Below are 23833 nucleotides of genomic sequence, written 5' to 3' on the forward strand. Positions count from 1 at the left end.
TCTTTCCTCCCTTAAACTATCTTATATTTAAATAGCGCAATTTCATTAAATACATACTAAAACTGTTCTAAAAATCTCATATCATTTTCAAACAACAATCTAATATTGTTTATTCCATACTTAACCATAGCAATTCTATCTACACCTAAACCGAATGCAAAACCACTATATACTTCAGGGTCAATACCACAATTTTTTAGTACTTTTGGATGAACCATCCCACAACCTAATATCTCCATACTCCATCCAGTACCATTACAAGCTGGACATCCTTTACCTTTGCACTTAAAACATGAAACATCTACTTCTGCACTTGGTTCTGTAAATGGGAAGTAATGAGGTCTAAACCTTACTTTCATATCTTCACCAAATATTTCTCTTACAAACTTATATATTGTATCTTTTAAATTTGCCATTGTTATATTTTTATCTATTACAAGACCTTCAAACTGGTGGAACATTGGTGAATGTGTGTCATCAACATCATCAAATCTAAAAGTTCTACCTGCTGATACTATCCTTAACGGTGGTTTTATTTGTTTCATAACTCTAATTTGTACAGGTGAAGTATGAGTTCTCAAAAGTATATCATCTGTAATGTAAAATGTATCTGAAGGGTCTCTTGATGGATGATTTTCTGGTGAATTTAGTGCATCAAAGTTGTTATATACTGTCTCAACTTCAGGCCCTTGAACAACGCTGAACCCCATATTCATAAACACATTTTCCAATTCTTCCATAACACTTATTAGAGGATGTCTGTGGCCTATTATTTTTTCTCTGCCTGGCATAGATATATCAATTTTTTCAGCAGCTAGTTTTTCTCTCTGCATTTTTTCTTTTAGGTCTAGCTTTAGTTTTTCAATTTCTCCTTCTATCATTTCTCTGACTTCATTAGCTATCTTCCCAATAATAGGTCTTTCTTCTTTACTTAAGTCTTTCATTCCTCTAAGAACTTGTGTTAATTCTCCTTTTTTCCCTAAAAATCTTATTCTTAATTCTTCTAATTTTTCTAAATCTGTAACCTTTTTTATTTCATTTAAAGCACTCTCTTTGATTGCATTAAGTCTTTCCTTCATATTTTCTCTCCTTTCATTATTTACTTGAAATAATCTTAACTAATGCTATAACTAAAAAATATAATCCACTAGTAATTAATGAATTTATTAATATTTCTCTTTTAGTTCTTCTATTTTTTCTAAACCTATTTGTTAAATAAGTTATAGCGAAATATGCTATAAAAAACACAAGAGTACTTACTAAATGTACTAACATAACTAATTCCAACTCCCCTTTATGTTTTTTAAAATAAAAAATAAACCTTCATCCCACAAAGGGACGAAGGTTCTCCGCGGTACCACCCTTATTGCTTGTTAATAACAAGCCTCTCCTTTATATAACGGCATAGCCGGCATAAGTCTACTACTATTTCAACTTAGCAGTTCAGGAGTGAACTTCAGCATCCTCTCACCTAGAAATGCTTCCAGCCAAAGGCATTTCCTCTCTTAAGGCATCAGATACCTACTCTCTCCCTCATCACTATTGTCTATATTTATTTTTATACTGAATTTATTAACAAAATATTTGTTTTTATAAAAAGCTATCTAACAATCATTAGTTATTAGTTATTAGTTTTTAGTCAATAGTCGTTAGTAATTAATCTGTAAATTACTGACTATCGACTATCAACTAATTTTACATTTTACTTTTTCAATTTTACATCTTTGATCTAGCACCAAGTACCTAGATTTCTATTTTATTATATCATGTTATTATTGTACATAACAAGATGGCTAAACTTAAGTATATAGGGCTATTCTTTGCCTGTAAGTTTCATACATTATAACTCCAGATGCTATAGCAGCATTTAAAGATTCTGTCCTTTTCTCTATCGGTATTTTTATTTTATGATCTGATAATTCGATAGCTTCCTTCGAAACTCCAGACGCCTCGTTCCCTATAATCAACGCGAAATCTTGTGTTAAATCTATATCATAACAAAATTGTTCAGCATCTAATGAGGTAGCTATTATTTTTATGCCAATCTCTTTAAATTTTGTTATGACTTTTTCTATGCTATCTTCATATGATACAGGCAAATGAAACAATGAACCCATTGTAGACCTAATAGTCTTAGGATTGAATACATCAACACAACCTCTTGTCAATACAATGCCATTTGCTCCGAAAGCATCTGCTGTTCTGATTATTGTACCTAAATTGCCTGGATCCTGTATTTTATCCAATATTATAATAAAGTTTCCTTCTTTAATAAAAATATCATCTAAATTTACTAAATTAAATTCTATTATAGCTATAATGCCTTGAGGATTCTCTGTATCTGAAACAGTTTTTAATATCTTCTCTGTTATTTTAAACAATCTATATCCTTTTTTATTTATCAAGTTAAACAGTTGTTGCCCTCCAAAAGTATCAAATAGCGACTCTGTATATAAAATCGAATCAATTTTAACATCAGATTTAACAGCCTCTTCTACTGCTCTTACACCTTCTACAAAAAATTTTCTCTGCTTCCATCTATCTTTTTTCTTATGAAGTGCCCTAACGCTTTTAATTAGTGGATTTGACAAACTTGTTATATTAGCTTCCATGAAAACACCTCAACTAGCTCTTCTTCTCTAGTTTTCTTAAGTCCTCATTATTTCCAATTACTATCAACACATCATCTGCATTTATCACATCATCTGCATAAGGAGAAATATTAATCTCTTTGCCGCGCTTGATTGCCATAACATTTATTCCATATCTTGTTGGTAATTTTAACTCTCTTAAAGTCTTTCCTGCCCATTCTTCCATAGTAGCAATTTCTACTATACTGTAATCTGGAGCTAACTCTATATAGTCAAGTATATTAGATGAAACTAGATTATGAGCAACTCTCACACCCATATCTCTTTCTGGGAAAATAACTCTATCAGCACCTATTTTATAAAGTACTTTACCATGTAATTCCCCTTGAGCTTTTGCAATTACTGTCTTGATGCCTAGTTCTTTCGCAATAAGCGTTGCCATAATTGATGCTTGTATATCTGAACCAATACTTACAATTGCCACATCAAAGTTTCTTAATCCCAATGTTCTTAGTGCATTCTCATCTATTGCATCAGCTTGAACTGCATGAGTTACAGAATCAGATATTTCTTGAATTCTCTCTTCATTTTTATCGATTGCAAGCACATCATATCCTAGACTGTAAAGAGTTTTAGCCACACTTGCTCCAAATCTACCACAGCCTATAACAACAAACTGTCTCATATTTTTCACCTTCCTAACCTACCAAAATCCTCTCTTCTGGATATCTATAAGTTCCCTTATATTCTCTTTGTTTCTTTGCAAATGCAAACGCCATCGTAAGTGGTCCTACTCTACCTGCAAACATTGTAAGAGTAATAATTAATCTGCCTAATACAGATAAATTCGGTGTAAGTCCTCTGCTTAAACCTACTGTTCCAAAAGCAGATGTCGTTTCAAAGAATATATCTAAAAATGATGCTTCTTTCTCTGTTAATGATAATATCATAGTTACAAAAATAATTAAAGCTAAACCGATACCTACAACAGCCAATGCTCTATAAACTAAATCATGTGGTATTCTCTTTCTATAGACCTCAACATCATTAGTACCTCTTATTACAGAAATTATAGCCAATACTATAGCACCAACTGTAGTTGTCTTAATTCCTCCAGCAGTAGAACCTGGAGACCCTCCTATAAACATTAGTATTATTGTTAGAAAAGCTGTAGTATTGGTAACTGCACCTGTATCTATACTATTGAATCCAGCAGTTCTAGGTGTCATAGCCTGAAAAGCTGAAGCCAATATCTTACCTTTAAAGCTTAACTTCCCTAATGTAGCAGGATTATTATATTCAACTATGAAAATAACTAAAAAACTAAATAGTAACAATAAAGCCGAAATAATTAGAACTAACTTAGTATGTAATGAAAACTTCTTAAACTTTTTATTCTGTGAAATATCCATATATACTGTATAACCCAAACCACCAACTATAACTAAAAAGATAACAGTTAGATTTACAATAACATCATCAACAAAAGGTACCATACTTTCTCCAGTTAAATCAAAACCTGCATTACAAAAAGCTGATATTGAATGGAATATCGAAAAACTTACTCCTTTAATAAAACCATATGTTGGAATAAATCTTATTGATAACAGTAGCGCTCCCAGACCTTCAATCATTATTGTCGATATTATTACATATCTAGTCAATTTTACAAGACCTGATAACGTAAACTGATTTAACTCTTCTTGTATTATAAGTCTTTCTTTAAGAGTTATTCTTCTACCTAGCAGCAAAGCTACTAAAGTAGCTAAAGTCATAAAACCTAAACCGCCAATTTGCAATAATATCAGTATAACTACTTTACCAAATATTGTCCAATGAGTAGCAGTATTCACAACTACCAGCCCTGTAACACAAACAGCTGAAGCTGCTGTGAATAGAGCATTTACAAATCCGATACTCTTACCATCTTGAGATGCAATTGGCAGATTAAGTAATGTTGCACCTATTAATATTAGTCCAGCAAAGCCTAAAACTAAAACTTGAGCGGGATTCAATTTAAGTTGATTTAGTCGACGTCTTAGCTCTATTGTAATCATCCCCTAGTAAATATTATTGTGTATTATTACAACTTAAATTATTTTTATTATACCATTTTATACCTATTATTAAAAGTTATGTTTGAAAAAATAAAAGTCCCGTAACCGGAACTTTTATTTTTATATTAGTTTAAACTACTTTTTGCAACTTCAACAAGTTTTTTGAATCCTTCTGGATCATGTATAGCCATTTCTGATAACATTTTTCTATTTATTTCTATATTAGCTTTTTTAAGTCCATTTATAAATCTGCTGTATGACATTCCATTTAGTCTAGCAGCAGCATTTATTCTGCTTATCCAAAGCTTTCTAAAATCTCTCTTTCTTAACTTTCTACCTATATAAGCAAATCTAAGTGATCTCATTACAGCTTCATTTGCTGGTCTGAACTGCTTACTTTTTGCTCCATAATAACCTTTTGCAAGTTTTAATATCTTTTTATGCTTTTTTCTAGCATTTAATGCTTTTTTTACCCTTGCCATTCTATGCTACCTCCTTTACGTATATCATTATTTTAGTATGGTAGTAACTTACCAACTCTCTTATAGTCAGCTGCACTAACTAATGAGGATTTTCTAAGATTTCTCTTTCTCTTTGCAGTCTTTTTAGTTAATATATGGCTCTTATAAGCCTTATATCTTTTAAGTTGTCCTTTGCCTGTTTTCTTAAATCTTTTAGCAGCTCCTCTATGAGTTTTCATTTTTGGCATCTGAATTCCTCCCCTCAGTTAATTAATTTATAGGACTTAAAATCATAGTCATATTTCTTCCTTCAAGTTTAGGCTTTTTATCTATATTACCAACTTCTTTTGTTAATTCTGCAAACTTCATCAATACTTCTTCACCTTTATCAGTATAGCCCAATTCTCTACCTCTAAATCTTACTGTTACTTTAACTCTATCACCATTTTTCAAAAATTTAACAGCTTTTTTAGCCTTTACGTTCAAATCATGTTCTTCAATGTTAGGTGTTAACCTAATTTCCTTAACATTAATCACCTTTTGATTTTTCTTTGCTTCTTTAGCCTTTTTAGCTTGCTCGTACTTGTACTTGCCATAATCCATTATACGGCATACTGGTGGATTTGCATTAGGTGCAACCTTAACCAAGTCAAGCTTTCTTTCTCTTGCTATTTGTTGTGCTTTCTTTACTGGCATTACTCCAAGCTGACTACCATCTACGTCTATTAATCTTACTTCCTTATCCCTGATTTGTTCATTAATTTGAAGTTCTTTAATATTAGGACACCTCCTGGTATTTTTTCCTTATAATATATAAAAGCGGATAGTAAAAGAATATACTATCCGCCTAAAATGCATAAATAAAGTACAACTTTGCCATAATTAACCCTATAAGCCGAGCCATAGGGTGAGAAGCGGATAGCTTCTACTTTATTTTGCTCCAGTACATTATATTCTAAAATATCCTTTTTGTCAATAATTTATTACATATTTATTTATTTTATGATAATCTCCTTTCTCTATGACCATAATTTATCAATATGAATTTTACAACGTAATACTTGAAAATACTCGATTTTTGCCATATAACGGTACATATAGAAATGTATCAAAAACAGCAAAAAAACCCGCAGTTTTATGCAGACTTAGTGTTTTCTATCCTCGTTCAGTAGAAGCCAAACTATTTATAATTGAATATGTAGAAACTTTTTATAACTGCAAAAGGCTTCATTCCAGACTTGGGAATAAATCACCAATAGAATACTAGCGTGACTATTACAAGAACAAATGTCTATGATGCTGGTTACATAGACAGAAAGAGAAAAGAACAGACCCTCGATTATTACAAGACAACCATTGTTAAGAGTATACCAAACTTCCTGAAGATGTTACAAAAAAGGGTAGAGTTCTCTGCCCAAAAGCTAATGGAAAAATGTTTTGGGCAGACTTTGATGTCGAAAGCAAGAAACATACTTACATTTGCAGTTTAACTAATCCCAATGATTGTTCCTTTGCTGATATTTGTAACCTTTTAGATGAAATAATAGCTTTTCGTAAAAGTAGGAATAATGTTTTTGAACAGCTTCTGAAATTCTAAAATTCCTAACGTTCTTACGAAGATTTAACTCCTGAACAGATTGAATTTTAAGCTGATCCAATATTTGATTAGCCCGATCTTTAAGGTGATGATAAGGGATCTCCTGTAAAATTTGTTGTCAAGTCATGATCTACCCCGAATAAATAATCTCTTACCCTTTTACTGTCACACTCTCTCTGTTTCGTTTAATTCTTCCTTAATGGACCCTTTATATTGCATACCAACGAATAATCCAAAAAGAGTACATACACAAAGAAATAAGAAAATTAGCCAATATCCCCCATTAAATGTTAATCCGAAACGCTCTGAGATAAAAAGAAGGCCTGTTAATATTGGAATACCAATAGCTCCTCCGCTGTTTCGGCTCAATTGAACCATTCCACCGATTATAGCTTGCTCATTTTTAGAAACTGCGCTTTGAGCTGGTAATAAAAACGTGGGTAATAGGGTCCCTATTCCAAATCCCATAGTAAAGATGAATACATATATCCAGTAATTAAATACATTCAGGAAGCTCATTGCAGTTAATATAGCTAAACTTAGAAATAAAGTTAACCATCCAATTTGGGCCAACGCTTTGTAGCTATACTTTTTTACTGCACGTCCACTAAGAATGGTTCCAAGACCTATGCCAACAGTGAGCGGAATAAGCAACTTGCCGCTATTCATAGAACCATTTCCTAAAACCTTTTCAGAGTAGAGCGGCAATATGGCAATCGCCCCATACATCAATAATCCAATCAAGAAAGCGGTTATATTTGCTAAACGGACATTCTTGATACGAATAAATTCCGGTGGAATCACAGGATATGGATGTCGTTTTTCATGAAGAACAAATAGAGCAAACAAAACGAGGCTTGCCACAAAAATAGACAAAGATATCTGATCTAGCCCCGTTTTCCCTAACCGAGTCCAACCTTGAATGAAAAGGGCAATGAAACTACCAAAAAGCAAAGCTCCAATCATGTCGAGTTGACGAATTGAACCGTGAGATGTTTGATTAGATGGCAAACGCAGCGGATAAATCAACAACAGAGACAGCAGTCCAACCGGAATGACCATGTAAAACGCCCAAGGCCAACCAAAGTTTTGTGCTATGAAACCACCCAAAATCGGCCCGACCACATTCGATAGTAATTGTGTGGCAGCATAAATCCCCATAGCAGAACCGCGCTTTTCCAAAGAAAATAAATTACTTATCAGAGCTATGGTCACTGGACCAATAGCCCCCACACCCAATCCCTGAACCATTCGCGCCCCGATCAAAAATGTCATAGATGGGGCAAGGCCACATAGCAAAGAGCCGACTATAAAGATTGTCATTCCGATCATATAGAATTTCTTATAACCGTATAAGTCGGCCATCTTTGCAAACAAAGGAATCGTAATGGTAGATACGATTATGAAGCTGCTGAACACCCAACCATACCATTGCCAACCTCCATATTCATTCATGATCTGAGGTAAGATGGTAGCAATGACTGTCTGCATCAACATATTCGCCGCTGTTCCAAAAAGAATCCCTGTAAATGGAATAGATATACGGTTACGCATCTTTATCACCTTCCAATATTTGGACGTAACCTTTTGTTCCGTCCACGCGAATATAGTCGCCGTCTTTAATAATCTCGGTTGCTCTATCGATGCCTACAACTGCAGGAATCCCATATTCGCGTGCAACCACTGCCCCGTGAGTCATCATACCGCCGACCTCCATAACCAGGCCTTTTGCTGAATTAAAGAGAGGAGTCCATCCCGGATCGGTAAAGGGTGCAACCAATATTTCACCTGGGTTGAGTTTAGCTTCCTCTGGTCTCAAAACCACTCGTGCAACTCCTTCTACAACCCCTGCAGAAACCGGCGTACCGATCAATGCACCTTCTGGGGCTTCAATATCACGTTGTCTTCCCGTAATCACTTCTCCTTCGCTTGTCATGACACGAGGAGGAGTGAGTTTTTGGTATTGTTCGTATTTTATTTTTCGTGATTGAACAAGTTCGCGGATGTTGCCGGAAAAACGATTCTCTTCCAATGCTAGAAGTTCTTCCAGTGATAGATAGAATACATCCTGCTCATGTTCCAAGATACCTTTACCAACAAGGGCCCGTCCTTCATCCAAAATGGCTTGCTTGTAAATATCAAAATGTTGAATAATAATGTACTTGTGATGCTCTCGCATTCCCATTCCACTACGAAATACAGTAATAAGGCGGGACATTAGTTTCTTTTTGAGATATCCGCCGCGGGTCTTTCCGATACGTGAGAGAATCTCCTTAGCCGCTTGTTCAGCTTCCCTCTCTCCCCGTCTGAACTTCTCCCGATGTTCACCGGGAGCAACACTTCGGATATGGCTCATAATGGACGGCACAAGCAGGGTTGGTGCTTCTCGCCATCGTGGATTGGTTACATCAATTTCACCGGGACAGCGCATCCCGTATTTATCCATAAATTGAACCAGCTTCTTCCCAAACGCCTCTCCTTCCCGAATCCGACCAAGCCCTTCATAAAACGTCTCATCCTTCGCCCTTTGCAGGTAGTCGATCACTTGAGGATACGGCCTTGCTGCATCAGCCAAATCTCCAATCATCAATCCCAGTTCGGTTGTAACATTTCCGGGCAACGATTTCTTTAATTTATTTAACAAGTGAACGCTTTGCTGATCCCCCAACCACTTTTGGCTCAAACGTTCGATCAGCTTCAATGCCACAACCCCTGAAAGCGGATAAGGCACGACATTCAAGAGCGGATAAGGCGAGGTTAGTAGCAGATTCCCGAGGCTCTCTTGGATTCGTTTGATTCTCTCTGCTCCGGAAGCCCCATTCACAAAGCTTTCACATTCTTTAATTGATCGCAGCATAAAATCATTCACGTATTTTATTCCCTGAGAAGGATCCCTGAAAAACAAGTTTTTGATGACGTTCTTGGCAAACGGAAGAACTATTCGAACCACTTTTCTTTTTATCTGTTTGTTTGGTTTACATTGAAAGTCACCGCGTTCGATTAATTCAGATATCGCACTGGCGATTAACTCATCAATGCCGCTCAAAACGCGAGGCAAAATCTTTCGAACCGGCTTCAGGCAAAGAAGTTCAGTAATGTCAATAAATAACCTTCCGCCGGCCTCAAGAAATGCATAGCTCTCGGAACGGACCGAACCTTTTTTCCCGAAAGGGATCATGGTGCGCCAAAACGAAATCGCCAGCGGTTTCATCGCGTCTGTCATCATTTGCTGATGGCCAAACGAAAAAAACACGTGTAATTTGTCATCCGTGATATGCGGTACTGGATAGAGAGAGGTGATAGGTCGGCTCTGTACGATGTAAAATTTCCCGTCCACCAAACACCATTCAATGTCTTGTTCCGATCCATAATGTTCCTCAATCTTCTGACCTATTTTCGCCAATTCGAGGATTTTCTGGTCAGACAGCGCTTGGACTTCTTGTTTTTCGGCAGGGATGTTCTTTGTAATTGTTCCACCTTCTGGCACAGGGTAAATCGCAATTTTCTTTCTGGATATCTGTTTTTTGATGATTTCACCAGACCGAATTTGATATAAATCGGGTGATACAAGCCCAGATACAAGCGCTTCGCCCAAACCAAAACTGGCATTAATGGAAATGATTTTTCGATTACCCGAAATGGGGTCCGCCGTAAACATGATCCCCGACACTTCTGGAAAAACCATTTCTTGAACGACAACCGAAAGAAATACAGAACGATGGTCGAACCCGTTTTTCGCCCGATATGAGATAGCACGATCCGTAAACAGAGAAGCCCAGCACTTTTGTATGGCATGGAGCAGTTGCTCTTGCCCTCGTACATTCAAATACGTTTCTTGTTGCCCCGCAAAAGAGGCTGTTGGCAAGTCTTCCGCCGTCGCACTGGAACGGACCGCATACGATTTTCCATCTCCGGTACGTTCCCATGCCTGCAGAATCGCAGATTGAATATCATCAGGCATGGAAATGGATTGCAGGTGTTCCCGAATACGTTTTCCCAATATACGGATTTCTTTTAAAGAGTCCGGACTTACCCTATCGAGCTGGTTGAAAAGTTCACCCATCTCTTGACTTGTTTCGATAAATTTACGATAGGCCAAAGTCGTCACGCAAAAACCTTGTGGAACCGGAATTCCTGCTTTTGTCATTTCACCCAGATTTGCTCCCTTTCCGCCCACTAACGGCAAGTGTGTCTTATCGATCTCTTTGAAATACAATATGTATTTCTCCATTTCATCATCCCTCCTCTTCGTTTATCCCCTGCATTCATTTGGCACCCAGAGAAGCTTTATCTAGCCATGTCTACACTTTAAAGAATTTATGGAACCAGGGGGACGTTTATATTATTTACGGTTTCCAAACGACGTGCGATAGCCCCTCCTGCTACTACAGATCAGCGGGGGGCAGTCAACAATTTGCATATTTGCCACGTTTACTTCGCAAAATAGGAATCTGTTACAAAAAAATCAGAATCCATCAGAGCTTGACGTTTGGCTCAAATATCTTTGGTTCCACAATTCCCGTACAGAAGATTTTGATTAAAGCATCCAAAACGTCCACCATTGAGAACCCATGTCGAGAAAGAGAATCGGGTCTGATTAAAGCCTGTCCTGCCTCAAAAAAAATCACCATTGCCAGACGCGGCTCAATATCTTTTACCAACCCGGCATCCTGAGCCCGCTGTAACAAACGCTCAATGAATTTGATTTTTTCAGCCCTATGTTGTTCGATTCGTTTCCATAAGTCAGGAAGATATTTTTGTACATCCTCTAAAAACAAAGGTCCAAGAAGAGTAATTTGATCCTTCACTTGTATTAACGCATCCTGAAGAGCATGCAGAGGGTCGGACTGTTGGGATTCCGCCATATCGATAATTTCATTTACCCGACCTAGCGCACCTTCTATTACAGCAGCTGCTATTTCCTCTTTCCCGGAAAAATATTGGTAAATCGTCTTTTTACTCATTCCCAATCGATCGGCCAAATCACTAATAGTTACGCTCTTATACCCCCGAGCATTAAACAAATCATGGGCCGCCTGAACAATACGCAAGCGATTATCTTCCATAAAACACCTCCAATCAGTTTTAAGAAAACCAAGGAAACCAAAAATGTATCTACAGTTTCTAAGGTAGATTATAAATCACATTAATATGTTCGTCAACAAATTTTTTTCGAGACGCATCGCCGATTCTTAATATGTGGAACAAATCGTTTTTAACTGCATACGGATTTGTTGTTATTAAATATTTAACTAGCTACAAATAACCTTCATGTACTGCCCATATGGTAGAAGTAAACCCCTCTTCATCAACTTCATTTATAGCACTACCAGCTTCATAGTAACCTATGTTTCATACATATTTGCTCAGAAGGAATCTTTTCAACAATACCAACTGAACATTTATCAAGTTAATTTATATTAGAAAAAACTGATACAATTTTATTTTCTTTAATCGAAGACTGCAGTGATAATATTATATTTGACTGTTCTATATTTAAACACCTCCATTAAGCGATTAATTTTATTACTTAAAATTCCTTTTATTTGACTTATATTTACAAACAGTTTATATTTCAATTAGAACACCTTATTTTTAGTAATATATAGCTTTATCTTGCTTTGTTATAGTTTTCAAAAAAGGCTAACAGCAAAGATAATAGCTGTTAGCCAATAAATCAGTAAAATACTATCTTGCAAGCTCATATAAAGCTTTTGCATATAATTTTGTTATTTTAATCAAATCATCTATAGCTATATATTCATCTTTTTGATGAGCTAATTCTTCTTGACCAGGGAATAATGGTCCAAATGCCACAGCATTTTTCATAGCTCTTGCATAAGTTCCCCCACCTATTGTTATAGGCTTACTTTCATGGTCACCAGTAACTTCCCTATACACACTCATTAATTTTTGAACAAGTGTATCTTCACTTGGAACATATATAGGTGGTAAATGTTCTATATGTACTATTTTTACTCCCGTACCTTTCAATTCTTCCTCCATTCCCTTATAAACATCTTCACTCTTATATTCTATCGGATATCTTATATTCACTAAAACTTTAACCTCATCTTCATTCATATTTATAACACCAACATTAAATACTAATTTACCAGACACACTATCTTCAAATCCACAGCCTATAGATTGACCATTATATTCCATACCTATTTTTTTATTGTATAACTTAACAAATTCACTTGCATCACAATCACATTCAACTACTTCTCCTAAAAATGCAATCAACTGAGAAATAGCGTTTTTCCCTGCCTGTGGAGTACTACCATGTGCAGATATACCATAAGACTTAATTATTACCTGCTTTCCTTTATCCTCTAATGAAAGTTTATATCCTGTTCTTTCTACAAATTTATCAAATTTCTCTTTAACAAAACCTTTCTTTTCATCAACTACTTCAAGCATTGCCTCACAATAGTCTGGAACCATATTAGGTCTATTACCACCTTTTATATAGTTTATCTTAACTGCACAATTACATTTCTTTTCAAATTTTTTCTCAATATTAAAAATTAATATACCCATTTCACCATGTATAACTGGAAAGTCTGCATCTGGTGTAAAAGCTAAATCTGGAGCCTTTACTTTCTTAAGATAATAATTAATACCGCCCCATCCAGATTCTTCATTAGTTCCAAATATTATTCTGATTTTTTTATTAAGTTTAGCTCCCGACTCTTTTATAGACTTCATAGCATATAAAGCAGCTACTGTAGGTCCCTTATCATCAATAGCACCTCTACCATATATTTTTCCGTCATGTATTTCAGCAGCATAAGGTGGATAAGTCCAGCCATCACCTTCTGGAACAACATCTAAATGTACTAATACTCCTACAACTTCGTCTCCTTCTCCTAAATCTGCATGTCCTGCATATCCATCAACATTTAAAGTTTCAAAACCCATACTTTCAGCTAATTTCAATGCATATTCAAGTGCTTCATTTGGTCCTTCGCCAAATGGCATGCCTGATTTTGGCTCACCTTCAACACTCTTTATTCTTATAAGTTCTTGAGTCGATTTAATAATGTCATCTTTGTAACTATCTATTATTTTTTCAAAATCCATAACAAAACCTCCTTTTTCAAAAACTGAAATTTAAAATTTAATATAGTCATTATAACTATTCTATATACTATTTATTTTTCCTCTATAACTTCTATATCTATTAAATATTACATATCCATTTGGTTAAACTAATAATAAAACTAAACGAAAAAAATTAATAATCTGACTTAAAAATATCACATTAATAAAGGGTGATTCTATATTGAAAAAGAGAATAGTATTCGCATTAACTATAATCAGTTTAACAATATCTACACTTTTACTTCATGATAAATATTTAACTTTTCTATCACTTAATAACTTTACATTAGGTGATAGTTTCCTTATTTGGATCATATCTTTATGTTTATTAATATATTATCTAAAACTCGACAGTAAACCTCAGCTAGTTCCTGCAGCTATTACTAGTGAAAAGAAAAAAAAGGAAGATGGCTCAAAAGATAATAACAAGCCAAAAGTCTCATTTAATGATGTTGCAGGATTAGATGAAATAAAAGAAGAACTTCAAGAAGTTATTGATTTTATCAATAACTCCGAAAAATATAACAAAATGGGAGCTAAAATTCCAAATGGCATACTTTTTTATGGACCACCTGGTACTGGCAAAACTCTTCTAGCTAAAGCCGTAGCAGGTGAAACTAATTCATCATTTTTCTATGCTAGTGGTTCAGAATTCGTAGAAAAATATGTAGGTGTCGGAGCCAAAAGAATAAGGACTTTATTTGAAAAAGCAAAAAAAGAAGCTCCTAGTATAATATTTATTGATGAAATTGATGCAATAGGTTCAAAGAGAAACCTAGATAGTAATAACGAAAAAGACCAAACATTGAATCAGTTGCTAATTGAAATGGACGGTTTTAATAAAAATCAAACTATCATTGTAATTGGTGCAACAAATAGACTTGATCTATTAGACGAAGCTCTACTTAGACCAGGAAGATTCGATAGGCATATATATGTTGGTAACCCTAATGTAAAAGCCAGAGAAGAAATATTAAAGGTTCACACTAAAAATAAACCTCTAGACTCAAGTGTCAAAATTGAAGAAATAGCAAAAAAAACTCATGGATTTTCTGGAGCTCAATTAGCTAATATAGCCAATGAAGCTGCTATAATAGCTGTAAGAAAGAATAAAACTCTAATAGACATTGAAGATTTTAACTCTGCTATAGAAAGAGTAATTGCTGGTTTAGAACTAAAACATCCATCTATTTTATTCAAGGAAAAAAATATAGTTGCTCATCACGAAGCAGGCCATGCGCTTATAGGTAAACTACTAAAGGTTGATATGATTCAAAAAATCTCTATAGTGCCTAGAGGTCAGGCTTTAGGATATGTATTAAAATTTCCTGATGAGGATAGATATTTACACACCAAAAAAGAACTTATTTCTAAAATTATGGTTCTTTTAGGAGGAAGAGCCGCTGAAGAAATAATTTTTAGTGAAATAACAACCGGTGCAAAAGATGACTTGGCTAAGGCCACTGAAATTGCTCAAGAAATGGTGTGTAGCTACGGCATGAGTTCGTTAGGAAATATAGCTATTAAAGAACAATATATAAAATATAATATAGATAAAATAGAAAAAGAAATAAAAATGATAATAGATGATTGCTATAAAAAAACTTTAGAGCTAATTGAAGAAAATAAAATAATCCTTATAGATATCGCAAATTATCTTCTTGAATATGAAACAATCGAAGGTAATGAATTAGATAACATATTTTCTAAGTATAAAGTTCCTTTAAAAACTGCCACTTAATGCCACTAATTTGTGGCATTTTTTTCTTTTAAATAATATTTTTTAGGTTTACTTTTATAATCAATCTCTAACATACCTTTTCTAACCATCTCTTGTAATAAAGATTTAGTAAAATCTTCTGTATTCTTTATTATAAGCTTTCTTTTGCTACCAAAATTCGAAACCCTAAGATTGGATAATATATTTCCTAATTCCTTTTTAGTCATTGCACCATTTCTTTTTAAAGCACTTATTACTTTTCTTTGGGCTTTTTTAGTCAATTTAATTTTTAATTCTGTATCCATCCTCTGTTCTTTTACATATCCCCATGAATATATAAACATTGTTGCTAAAGCAAAAAACACAATTCCTAATATGTAATTAATCATACTATCCCTTCTTTTTCAATAATTTAATAAAATCGTTATTCTTCAAAATATTAATATAAGTTATTAATCTATCTAACAGCGGCTCTGCATTTTTACCAAATTTATCCTTAACAATTTGTGATATTTCATATATATCTCTTTTACCATCGATCGCCTGCCAAACAGTACTGCCGATTTCATCTAAATCAATAGTCATCTTTTCTGGCGTATTAAAAAACTTTCTTACTAATTTATCAATAAAAGAATTTCTATACACTATAAGAACTACATTTTCTCCTTTTATCTCCCAATCTACCTTCTCAGACCTTATTGGAACAAACTCTAAGAAATTTTCATTTTTCTTTTTCATATGACCTCCTAAGTGAAGTTATTATTGAAAGGGGATAATAATTATCCCCTTTCATTAGTTTACTCTTCTACTTTTTTCCAGAATGAGTATTTCATCAATGTTAATACCAACAATATAAATACAATCAATGCGCCATATTTGCCCAATACACCATTACCAAATGCAATTACATCTCCAAGTTTCTTAGCACCTACTGGTATTACAGCAAATATAGCTAATAAAATACCTAATAAACCTTCTCCCGCAATTAATCCTGATGAATATAGTACACCACTTTCAATCTTTTCTTTAATAACTGATTCTGCTTCTTTTCTCTTTTCTAATATTCCTCTTAATAAACCACCAACCATAATTGGTGTACTTAAGTGGATAGGTAAGTACAAACCAACTGCAACTGGTAATACTGGAATACCCATTAATTCTATAACTATACCAATACCTACACCTGTAAATACAAGTGCCCATGGTAAGTTACCTTGCATAACACCTTCAATAACTAATCTCATCAATGTAGCTTGTGGAGCTGGTAATTCAGCTGAACCGAATCCCCAAGCATTATTTAATAATAACAATACAAAACCTATTACTAAACCTGAAGCGATAACACCAATAAGCTCACCATACTGTTGCTTCTTAGGAGTTGCACCTACTAAGAAACCAGTTTTTAAGTCCTGAGATGTGTCACCTGCTATTGCTGCAACTATACAAATTACAGCACCAACAGAAAGTGCACCTATCATTCCTGCAGGTCCATCAAAACCTATAGCTTTGAATATGATAGATGTAATTAATAATGTAGCAATTGTCATACCTGATACTGGGTTTGATGAACTTCCAACCAAACCTACTAATCTTGATGAAACTGTTGCAAAGAAGAAACCAAATATTGCTATTAATATAGCTCCTGTAATGCCTACTGGAACAATATCTGTAAACATCATTATAAGTACTAATACAACTACTCCTACAACAACTAATGTCATAGACATATCTTGATCAGTTCTTAAGCTGCCTTCATTTTCAAAGCCTGCTTTAAATCCACCAAGAGCTTCTTTAAATGTTCTAGCTATAAGTGGTAAAGATTTAATCAAGCTAATAATACCACCAAATGCAACAGCTCCTGCACCTACATAACGGATATAGAAATTCCAAATTCCCCAATATCCTAATTCTTTAATTGGCACAGGTGCTGGATATATAGGTGTTGTTATAAATTCGCCAAGATGTGAGATCAAAGGTATTATAGCTAACCAACCTAGAACAGCACCACCTAGCATATAAGCAGAAATTCTAGGTCCTATAATGAAACCAACACCTAATAGTGCAGGTAGTACGTCTCCACCTATTGCTGCACCTTTATATCCTGTTATTTCCCATTCAATTTCGCTTGGGAACAACTTAATTCCGTCAGCTATAAACTTATAAAGTGCACCTACTCCTAATCCCATAAATACAGTTTTTGCTTTAGCTCCTCCAACTTCCCCTGCTACAAGAACCTCAGCACAAGCAGTTCCTTCAGGATATGGAAGTTTACCATGCTCGTTAACAATAAGCGCTTTTCTTAAAGGAACCATTAATAATACACCTAGTATACCACCTATAAGTGATACAACTATTATTCTAAATAAACTTGGAGCATCCATTCCTAATTCTTGAGACCAAATGAAAAGTGCTGGTAATGTAAATATAGCACCTGCTGCAAGTGATTCACCGGCTGATCCTATAGTTTGAACCATGTTGTTTTCAAGTATTGATTCTTTTTTCATTATACCTCTTATGATACCCATTGAAATAACTGCTGCTGGTATTGATGCACTAATAGTCATACCTACTCTTAATCCTAGGTAAGCATTTGCTGCACCAAACACAATAGCCATAAGAATACCTATGATGATTGCTGTAGCTGTAAATTCAGGCATCACTTTGTTGGCAGGTATAAATGGAACATACTCTTCTCCTGCCTTTGGATTATAAGCAGCGTCAGACAAACCTCTTTTTACTTCTGACATTAATATTTCCCCCTTTTATATAATTTTTTATTAAATAATAAGCTAATTTCTCCATTCTCCCCCCTTCCTACTTTGTTTTATTTCCATAAAATCCCCAATTAATTTATGGAGATTTTAGAGATTGCAAAACTCTCCCACTTGAATATGTTTGATTCTTGGGAATTTTCAGAATGTTGCCAATTATCACTATTAAGAATATATTCTATATTTCTCACAAAATTCCTTCTCAAATTATTTTTTTAAAAAATATTTTTCAAAAAAAATAACACCTATCTTTCGATAGGTGCTATTAATTACTTCTTATTCTTTATTTCATCCAATATTCTATTAAGAAATCCTTCAATATCAAATGCTCCTATATCTCCTTCGCCTCTTGCTCTCACAGAAACTGTTTTATTTTCTGCTTCTTTTTCTCCTACAATAAGCATATAAGGAACTTTATTAAGCTGTGCTTCTCTGATTTTATATCCTATTTTTTCTGCTCTTGTATCAACTTCAACTCTTATATCTTTTTCTTCTAATATTTTCTTAACTTCAAATGCATATTCATTAAATTTGTCAGAAATAGGCAATATGCTTACTTGTACAGGCGCTAACCAAACAGGGAATTTACCTGCATAATGTTCTATTAAAATTCCAATAAATCTTTCAATACTTCCGAAAATAACTCTATGAAGCATTATTGGTCTATGCTTATTACCATCACTTCCTACGTATGTTAGATCAAATCTCTGTGGCATTTGGAAATCTAACTGTATTGTTCCGCACTGCCATGTCCTGCCTATAGCATCCTCTAGGTGAATATCTATTTTCGGACCGTAAAAAGCTCCATCTCCTTCATTAACCTTAAACTCAAGCCCTTTTTCTTCTAAAGCTTCTCTAAGCGCATTTGTCGCTAATTCCCATTCTTCATCAGTTCCCATCGAATTTTCTGGTCTTGTTGAAAGCTCTATATGATACTTGAAACCAAATATATTATAAACATAGTCAACAAAATCAATTACACCCTTTATCTCGTCTTTTACTTGTTCTGGTAGCATGAAAATATGAGCATCATCTTGAGTAAATGATCTAACTCTCATAAGCCCATGCAATACTCCAGATAATTCATGTCTGTGCACTAAGCCTAATTCACACATTCTAATAGGGAAATCTCTATAACTGTACATCTTTCTCTTATAAAGCAGCATTGCTCCTGGGCAGTTCATTGGCTTTATAGCATAGTCAACAGAATCAATATTTGTAAAATACATATTTTCTTTATAATGATCCCAGTGTCCAGATCTATGCCATAATTCTTCATTTAATATAATAGGTGTTTTTACCTCTCCATAACCTCTTTTAATATGTTCTTTTCTCCAAAAATCTTCTAAAATATTTCTGATAACCATTCCTTTCGGATGGAAGAACGGGAAGCCTGGACCTTCTTCTTGTATACTAAATAAATCTAATTCCTTACCTAACTTCCTATGATCTCTTTTCTTAGCTTCTTCAAGTCTATGCAGATATTCATCTAAATCCTTTTTCTTTTCAAAAGAAGTTCCATATATTCTCTGAAGCATCTTATTGTTTTCATCACCACGCCAATATGCCCCGGCTATACTTAATAATTTTATTGCTTTAACCTTTTTTGTATTTGGCAAGTGTGGCCCGGCACATAAATCAACAAATTCACCTTGTTTGTAAAAAGATATTACTGCATCCTCAGGTAAATCCATTACTAATTCAACTTTATAATCTTCACCTTTATCTTTTAAGAATTTTATCGCTTCTTCTCTTGGTAGTTCAAACCTTTCTATATCAAGTTGTTCCTTAACAATCTTTTTCATCTCTGCTTCAATCTTCTCTAAATCTTCTGGTGTGAATTTATGCTCTGAATCAAAATCATAGTAAAAACCATTTTCGATGGCAGGTCCTATTGCTAATTTAGTATTCGGATATAATCTTTTAACAGCTTGTGCAAGAATATGAGCACTTGTATGCCTAAAAATATCTGCTCCTTCATCATCACTAAATTTCAATATACTCATAGAAGCATCTTCTTCAATTATATGATTTAATCCTACTACCTTTCCATTTATTTTAGCTCCTACAGCCGCTCTAGCTAATCCACTACTTATATCATTAGCCACATCAAATACACTAACACCTTTTTCATACTCTCTTACAGAACCATCTGGTAAAGTAATTTTAATTTTAGCCATCTACATCCCTCCTAATTTTTTAGTACTTGGTGCTGGATACTTGGTACTAGATATTTAGTGTCATTTTACTATGTCATTTAAGAAAAATAAAAACTCCCATCCCCAGCATATAGCTAGGGACGGGAGATATTCCCGCGGTTCCACCCTAATTGGTACAAACCCTCTTAAGGACTTTAACGCAGTCAACGGAAATCCTTACCCTAAAATTAGGTTTCGGATACAACTCAGGGGTAGTTTTCAACTAGTCATATCTTAGGGAGACTCTCAGCCTACGGTACTCCCCTCTCTTTAAGACTGTTTCTAGTTTACTCTTCCCTTCACAGCTTTAGCATATGAATTTTTAATAAATTATAAATATATTTTATAGTTTTGTCAAGAAAAATATGTATTTTATGTGATTTTTTTATGATAATGTCACATCAATAAAAATCTCTTATTTCAAAACTTAATTAATATTCTCTATCAGAATTATTTTTGCTTTGTCAAAAAATGTAACCACTCTAATATTTCACTAAGAGCTAATAATATAAACGAAACAGCAATAAAAAGAGTAACTATTAGTATCAATATTAAATAATGCTTAAATATTGATAATTCTACAAAACCATAAATCAAAGTAATAACAGCTAAAAAAATACATATATAGGCTAATTTCTTTAATATATTTTTAATTTCCATTAATATCACCTCTGTATATTTTAGGTAACAAACAAAATGTCCTGTTACTACTTTGTCATCTATATTAGATTACATAAATTTATTTAATAAAAACTGTTCAAATGTTCTAATAGATTTATTTCTAATAACAGCATAATTAATCAGCAAAATACCGACTAAAACTAAAGGAGCAACAAATGATTTATTAAAAGTTAAAAAAATCGTAGATAAAATTATTCCCAAAATAACATAGAAAACTTTTAAACGTCTAAAACTTAAACTGAAATTCACAATAACTCCTTCTGATGTTTTTTCAGTTTTTAATTTGCATGAATCAGCATAAATTAAAATCGGATGCAATAATCTATTTTTTGAGAATCCTAGCTTGCGTACAGTCATTATTTCATACTCATTCCCATCTCGCTTTAACCTCAAACATTTATGCTCACTAATTACATCTTCTAACTTTATGTAAAAGTCTTGTTCATTTAAAAAAATTCTGCGCATACCACCCCTCCAAAATCTTCATTATTACTTTTCTACTTTTTTATCTTTCATTACCTTCTTATCTTTATTCTGTAGTTAATATTTTCATGTTTAATTTTCTATTTAGGAAAGGAAATATTTGAAGCCTGGTCACATCATTCTCTAATAGACAAAGTACGTGTGCCCTTGTTTGTTATAGAAATTAATGTTTATTCATTTTATTATAAAAATATTTATTATAAAAATATTCTCTTGCATTTTCTACCAGATTCTTGAATAATTCCTTAGCTTCAGATTTGTTAATTGTTTTATAATTGTTGCTAATGAAAAGTTTATGCAATTTATCAAAAATTTCACTTTGCTTTTTCAAATAGTTTATATCCATATTTGTCATCTTATTTTTGTTCAAATTAAATTCATATATACTTTCAGCAACTAAACTCCAATTAGGTCCGGGATATAATTCTTTAATTAGACTATAAGTATTATTATTACTCATCAAAAAATCTATGTATGATATGCCAATTAAACATAATTTAGAAGGCATTTTATCAGGTTTAAGAAACGGACCTATTATATCAAAACTTCTTGTTAACAGATTATAAGTAATTGAATGTAATTCTTTAATTTGCATATAAAAATATATATTTAAAACTAATGAACTAATCATAATAAAAATAAGAAAAAAAACTATTTTTTTCAACACAAATCCCCCTCTTAAAAGTTTTACTAAATAAAAAGTACAAAGGGGAAACACCCCTTTATACTTTTTTTGTTTTATTAAACTAATTATAAAAAATTCTCTTGCCATATAACTACTATCGGATGTGTCCAAAAATACCCTGTGTAAATAGAATCCCCAGCACTTACATAATATAATATTTCTGTTTCGGCATACATATAACCATATCCATCAGCATACTCTGACCAATCAAATTGGAATGTTAAACCTTTACCTGAATCATCTTCTGCTTGAGGAATAGTGTATCTACTACTATCGTAATCTGTTGAAGTATTCCAAATATGATCTACTACTTTTTCTATTTCAACAACTCTTCCTAACTCAGTTCTTAAGTTAGTACTTGATATATCAGGGTTAGAATTTTTTAAATCTGCAGACATATTAGCCCATAACTGAATCAAATCTCCAATTTTAGGCATATAAGACAAATAACCCCACGATTCGATTTTTCCATCATCTTTTGGAGAATTATTAGTAATATTAATAGCACCAGTAGGTTGTGAGTCATTAAAGCCAAATCTAACAGTTATTGATTCTACAATTGAAGTAGCAGGATTACCGCTTTTTGAAGACGCAAAATATTCTACTTCATTTGTATTTGAAAAAACTCTAACTTGTGTAGTACCTGAACCATTTACATTTAATTCAGGTCCTCTGTCATGAACATGAATATAACCTACCCAATTTTCAGTATATTCTCTTTGTTCTTGACCATATATATCATGATATAACTGAGTTGAATATGACTCTCCTACATATTTATAGTTAGTTTCTGCTTGTACAGTAACTCTATTTGTATCGCTTGAGTTATTTAAGTTTTTATCTTCTATTTTTTCAACTTCGTTTTTGAACATATTTATCAATTCAATGTATTCTTCTGTTGGTTTCCCAAAGAATAAAAATCCAGTTCCGTTTTTTCCATATATTTCACCTATAGATATACTAGCTAAATAATCATTGTCTTGAGGATTTATAAATAATGCAATAGCTGATTTTTCTTTTTTACCCCTTATCTTTATATCTACATTTTGAGGCCCATAGTATATCTCTTTCCCATTCTTAAGTTTATATTTATATAACTTCCCTTCAAACTTTAAAGGAAATGTTCTACCTTCAACTTTTAATACTCCTTCGCCATTAGATTTCAAAGTACTTTTATTAAAAAACACATTTATATTTAGAAAAACATTTTTACTCTTATCAATATAATAGTCTAAAAAGAACTTATTTCCTTTTTTAAAATTAGGATTTGAATAAATTTCTTTTGCTCTTTCTGTATTATCTATTTTTAAATTAATATGATATTTTTCTATATTGTTATCTGCACAAACTAAAACTTGAAAATTTGTAATTGATAGTAATATTACTAATATTGTTGTAAGTATTTTTTTCATATAACACCCTCTTCTTCCTTGTACGTAGTGTCAAAAGTTTAGAGCAAATTTGACACCCAAACATTGA

The 23833-nt window shown here is 33.4% G+C and carries 21 protein-coding genes and 3 other annotated features; of the genes, 1 reads left to right on the forward strand and 20 read right to left on the reverse strand.

What is annotated here, in order from left to right; genetic code table 11:
- Window positions 1–56: 56 nt before the first annotated feature.
- From pheS to pepV, 12 genes are all read right to left on the reverse strand, one after another.
- Window positions 57–1079 carry a phenylalanine--tRNA ligase subunit alpha gene (gene pheS / locus BFN48_RS10940; protein WP_069650946.1) on the reverse strand — a complete coding sequence of 341 codons (1023 nt, stop codon included), beginning with the start codon at window positions 1077–1079 and terminating at the stop codon, window positions 57–59.
- Between the two features lie 16 nt (window positions 1080–1095).
- Window positions 1096–1275: a hypothetical protein gene (locus tag BFN48_RS10945; RefSeq protein WP_069650947.1), complete on the reverse strand. Its 180-nt coding sequence runs from the start codon at window positions 1273–1275 to the stop codon at window positions 1096–1098.
- A 56-nt stretch (window positions 1276–1331) separates the two neighbouring features.
- Window positions 1332–1546: a binding site (T-box leader), on the reverse strand.
- Between the two features lie 253 nt (window positions 1547–1799).
- Window positions 1800–2612, reverse strand: coding sequence for a 23S rRNA (guanosine(2251)-2'-O)-methyltransferase RlmB (gene rlmB, locus BFN48_RS10950; RefSeq protein WP_069650948.1), 813 nt, complete (start codon window positions 2610–2612; stop codon window positions 1800–1802).
- 13 nt (window positions 2613–2625) lie between these two features.
- Window positions 2626–3276, reverse strand: coding sequence for a potassium channel family protein (locus BFN48_RS10955; protein WP_069650949.1), 651 nt, complete (start codon window positions 3274–3276; stop codon window positions 2626–2628).
- A gap of 13 nt (window positions 3277–3289) precedes the next feature.
- Window positions 3290–4606, reverse strand: coding sequence for a TrkH family potassium uptake protein (locus BFN48_RS10960; RefSeq protein WP_278287342.1), 1317 nt, complete (start codon window positions 4604–4606; stop codon window positions 3290–3292).
- A 167-nt stretch (window positions 4607–4773) separates the two neighbouring features.
- Complete coding sequence (gene rplT / locus BFN48_RS10965; RefSeq protein WP_069650951.1) at window positions 4774–5130, reverse strand: 50S ribosomal protein L20; 357 nt, start codon at window positions 5128–5130, stop codon at window positions 4774–4776.
- Between the two features lie 32 nt (window positions 5131–5162).
- Window positions 5163–5357 (reverse strand): 50S ribosomal protein L35, encoded by a 195-nt coding sequence (rpmI, locus tag BFN48_RS10970; RefSeq protein ID WP_069650952.1) that lies wholly within the window; start codon window positions 5355–5357, stop codon window positions 5163–5165.
- A 22-nt stretch (window positions 5358–5379) separates the two neighbouring features.
- Complete coding sequence (gene infC, locus BFN48_RS10975) at window positions 5380–5886, reverse strand: translation initiation factor IF-3 (RefSeq protein WP_069650953.1); 507 nt, start codon at window positions 5884–5886, stop codon at window positions 5380–5382.
- 28 nt (window positions 5887–5914) lie between these two features.
- Window positions 5915–6046 (reverse strand) — a sequence feature (ribosomal protein L20 leader region).
- Window positions 6047–6871: 825 nt separating this feature from the next.
- Window positions 6872–8260 (reverse strand): MFS transporter, encoded by a 1389-nt coding sequence (locus BFN48_RS10980; protein WP_069650954.1) that lies wholly within the window; start codon window positions 8258–8260, stop codon window positions 6872–6874.
- Window positions 8253–10937 carry a phosphoenolpyruvate synthase gene (ppsA, locus tag BFN48_RS10985; RefSeq protein WP_069650955.1) on the reverse strand — a complete coding sequence of 895 codons (2685 nt, stop codon included), beginning with the start codon at window positions 10935–10937 and terminating at the stop codon, window positions 8253–8255. Before ppsA ends, BFN48_RS10980 begins: the two co-directional genes overlap by 8 nt.
- Before the next feature lie 244 nt (window positions 10938–11181).
- Window positions 11182–11772 (reverse strand): TetR/AcrR family transcriptional regulator, encoded by a 591-nt coding sequence (locus BFN48_RS10990; protein ID WP_069650956.1) that lies wholly within the window; start codon window positions 11770–11772, stop codon window positions 11182–11184.
- A gap of 622 nt (window positions 11773–12394) precedes the next feature.
- Window positions 12395–13795 carry a dipeptidase PepV gene (gene pepV, locus BFN48_RS10995; RefSeq protein WP_069650957.1) on the reverse strand — a complete coding sequence of 467 codons (1401 nt, stop codon included), beginning with the start codon at window positions 13793–13795 and terminating at the stop codon, window positions 12395–12397.
- A gap of 202 nt (window positions 13796–13997) precedes the next feature.
- Between pepV and ftsH the strand changes: the two genes are divergently transcribed.
- Complete coding sequence (gene ftsH, locus BFN48_RS11000) at window positions 13998–15557, forward strand: ATP-dependent zinc metalloprotease FtsH (RefSeq protein ID WP_069650958.1); 1560 nt, start codon at window positions 13998–14000, stop codon at window positions 15555–15557.
- Between the two features lie 5 nt (window positions 15558–15562).
- Here ftsH and BFN48_RS11005 read toward each other — a convergent pair whose 3' ends face one another.
- From BFN48_RS11005 to BFN48_RS11040, 8 genes are all read right to left on the reverse strand, one after another.
- Window positions 15563–15925: a hypothetical protein gene (locus BFN48_RS11005; RefSeq protein ID WP_069650959.1), complete on the reverse strand. Its 363-nt coding sequence runs from the start codon at window positions 15923–15925 to the stop codon at window positions 15563–15565.
- A gap of 1 nt (window position 15926) precedes the next feature.
- The gene (locus BFN48_RS11010; protein WP_069650960.1) at window positions 15927–16274 is read right to left on the reverse strand and encodes a PqqD family protein; all 348 of its coding nucleotides are present in this window, start codon (window positions 16272–16274) and stop codon (window positions 15927–15929) included.
- Between the two features lie 59 nt (window positions 16275–16333).
- A complete protein-coding gene (locus BFN48_RS11015) occupies window positions 16334–18283 on the reverse strand; it encodes an OPT family oligopeptide transporter (RefSeq protein ID WP_069650961.1) in 1950 nt (649 codons plus the stop codon).
- Window positions 18284–18576: 293 nt separating this feature from the next.
- Window positions 18577–20487: a threonine--tRNA ligase gene (thrS, locus tag BFN48_RS11020; RefSeq protein WP_069650962.1), complete on the reverse strand. Its 1911-nt coding sequence runs from the start codon at window positions 20485–20487 to the stop codon at window positions 18577–18579.
- Between the two features lie 112 nt (window positions 20488–20599).
- Window positions 20600–20817: a binding site (T-box leader), on the reverse strand.
- A 138-nt stretch (window positions 20818–20955) separates the two neighbouring features.
- Window positions 20956–21165: a hypothetical protein gene (locus BFN48_RS11025; protein ID WP_069650963.1), complete on the reverse strand. Its 210-nt coding sequence runs from the start codon at window positions 21163–21165 to the stop codon at window positions 20956–20958.
- 69 nt (window positions 21166–21234) lie between these two features.
- On the reverse strand, window positions 21235–21651 hold the full coding sequence (locus tag BFN48_RS11030) for a hypothetical protein (protein ID WP_069650964.1): 417 nt from the start codon (window positions 21649–21651) through the stop codon (window positions 21235–21237).
- A 181-nt stretch (window positions 21652–21832) separates the two neighbouring features.
- A complete protein-coding gene (locus tag BFN48_RS11035; RefSeq protein ID WP_069650965.1) occupies window positions 21833–22333 on the reverse strand; it encodes a hypothetical protein in 501 nt (166 codons plus the stop codon).
- 86 nt (window positions 22334–22419) lie between these two features.
- Window positions 22420–23766 (reverse strand): hypothetical protein, encoded by a 1347-nt coding sequence (locus BFN48_RS11040; protein WP_069650966.1) that lies wholly within the window; start codon window positions 23764–23766, stop codon window positions 22420–22422.
- Window positions 23767–23833: the final 67 nt, after the last annotated feature.

This window comes from Caloranaerobacter ferrireducens (assembly GCF_001730685.1).
In the GTDB taxonomy this organism is placed as follows: Bacteria; Bacillota; Clostridia; order Tissierellales; family Thermohalobacteraceae; genus Caloranaerobacter; species Caloranaerobacter ferrireducens.

What these genes read in the sequence shown, in the direction of transcription:
- pheS (WP_069650946.1), bottom strand. Translation starts at nt 1,079, where the DNA reads ATGAAGGAAAGACTTAATGCAATCAAAGAGAGTGCTTTAAATGAAATA.
- BFN48_RS10945 (WP_069650947.1), bottom strand. Translation starts at nt 1,275, where the DNA reads ATGTTAGTACATTTAGTAAGTACTCTTGTGTTTTTTATAGCATATTTC.
- rlmB (WP_069650948.1), bottom strand. Translation starts at nt 2,612, where the DNA reads ATGGAAGCTAATATAACAAGTTTGTCAAATCCACTAATTAAAAGCGTT.
- BFN48_RS10955 (WP_069650949.1), bottom strand. Translation starts at nt 3,276, where the DNA reads ATGAGACAGTTTGTTGTTATAGGCTGTGGTAGATTTGGAGCAAGTGTG.
- rplT (WP_069650951.1), bottom strand. Translation starts at nt 5,130, where the DNA reads ATGGCAAGGGTAAAAAAAGCATTAAATGCTAGAAAAAAGCATAAAAAG.
- rpmI (WP_069650952.1), bottom strand. Translation starts at nt 5,357, where the DNA reads ATGCCAAAAATGAAAACTCATAGAGGAGCTGCTAAAAGATTTAAGAAA.
- BFN48_RS10980 (WP_069650954.1), bottom strand. Translation starts at nt 8,260, where the DNA reads ATGCGTAACCGTATATCTATTCCATTTACAGGGATTCTTTTTGGAACA.
- ppsA (WP_069650955.1), bottom strand. Translation starts at nt 10,937, where the DNA reads ATGGAGAAATACATATTGTATTTCAAAGAGATCGATAAGACACACTTG.
- BFN48_RS10990 (WP_069650956.1), bottom strand. Translation starts at nt 11,772, where the DNA reads ATGGAAGATAATCGCTTGCGTATTGTTCAGGCGGCCCATGATTTGTTT.
- pepV (WP_069650957.1), bottom strand. Translation starts at nt 13,795, where the DNA reads ATGGATTTTGAAAAAATAATAGATAGTTACAAAGATGACATTATTAAA.
- BFN48_RS11005 (WP_069650959.1), bottom strand. Translation starts at nt 15,925, where the DNA reads ATGATTAATTACATATTAGGAATTGTGTTTTTTGCTTTAGCAACAATG.
- BFN48_RS11010 (WP_069650960.1), bottom strand. Translation starts at nt 16,274, where the DNA reads ATGAAAAAGAAAAATGAAAATTTCTTAGAGTTTGTTCCAATAAGGTCT.
- BFN48_RS11015 (WP_069650961.1), bottom strand. Translation starts at nt 18,283, where the DNA reads ATGTCAGAAGTAAAAAGAGGTTTGTCTGACGCTGCTTATAATCCAAAG.
- thrS (WP_069650962.1), bottom strand. Translation starts at nt 20,487, where the DNA reads ATGGCTAAAATTAAAATTACTTTACCAGATGGTTCTGTAAGAGAGTAT.
- BFN48_RS11025 (WP_069650963.1), bottom strand. Translation starts at nt 21,165, where the DNA reads ATGGAAATTAAAAATATATTAAAGAAATTAGCCTATATATGTATTTTT.
- BFN48_RS11030 (WP_069650964.1), bottom strand. Translation starts at nt 21,651, where the DNA reads ATGCGCAGAATTTTTTTAAATGAACAAGACTTTTACATAAAGTTAGAA.
- BFN48_RS11040 (WP_069650966.1), bottom strand. Translation starts at nt 23,766, where the DNA reads ATGAAAAAAATACTTACAACAATATTAGTAATATTACTATCAATTACA.